The organism is Stenotrophomonas sp. 3diitr2024 (genome assembly GCF_042136455.1).
GTDB lineage: Bacteria > Pseudomonadota > Gammaproteobacteria > Xanthomonadales > Xanthomonadaceae > Stenotrophomonas > Stenotrophomonas sepilia.
In genome coordinates this window covers 1-843 of record NZ_JBHHMJ010000545.1, presented here as the reverse complement: position 1 = coordinate 843, position 843 = coordinate 1, and the positions used below count along the sequence as shown (strand labels likewise).

Annotated in this window: 1 protein-coding gene; it reads right to left on the bottom strand. The window is 65.8% G+C overall.

Translation table 11 applies throughout. The features are described from left to right. Positions 1-780 (bottom strand): pseudouridine synthase (locus ABGA94_RS13990; RefSeq protein WP_375367572.1); only part of this gene is annotated, 780 nt, incomplete at its 3' end. Positions 781-843: the final 63 nt, after the last annotated feature.

Here is an 843-nt window from a genome sequence, read left to right as displayed (position 1 = left end):
CTCGAACTTTTCGGTGCCCACCAGGTTGACGTGGCGGATCTTGGCGGCCTTGCCTTCCTTGATGGCGATGGCGATGTCCACGCGGTTACGGTCCAGCGGCGCACTGACATCCACGTTGCCGCCCTCCGGATGCGGAAAACGCAGGCGCTCGGCGTGCAGCAGCATGCGGTGCACGCCCTGCATGCGGAAGATGCGGTTGTGGCGCCCATCGCCGTGGCTGGTATCGCCGATCATGTGATGTGACAGGTGCTTGAGGTGACGGCGGATCTGCCGGAAGCGCCCGGTCTGCGGCTGGCAGCGCAGCAGCGCGTAGCGCGAGCTGCTGAATTCGCCCACCGGCACCGACAGCTCGCCAGTGGCCAGGCGCTGGAAATCGGTGATCGCCGGCTTCTTCACCGGCTTGCCCGGCCCACCGTCCAGATCATGGTCCACCCGCCAGGACAGCTCGGCCGGCCAGCCTCGGCAGACTGTCAGGTAGTCCTTGGCCACTTCGCCACCCATCAGTGCCTTGCCCAGCGAACTGGCGGTTTCGCGGTCAAAGGCCAGGAGCAGGCAGCCACTGGTGGCCCGGTCCAGGCGGTGCACGAGGAAGATCGGCCGCCCCAGCTGCTCACGCAGGCGGTCGGCCAGGAAATCATCTTCGCCACGGGCCAGCTTGCTGTCGTGGACCATCAGCCCGGCAGGCTTGTTGACCACGGCCAGGCGCTCATCCAGGTGCAGCAGCTGCAGGGGCGCGGTTTCAGTCTCGACCGCGGCGAGGGTGTCAGGTTCGGTACTCACCGCGGGATTATAAGGGTGCCCTGTATGGGGTCAGATCCCTTTTCCACGGGAAAAGGGATCTGA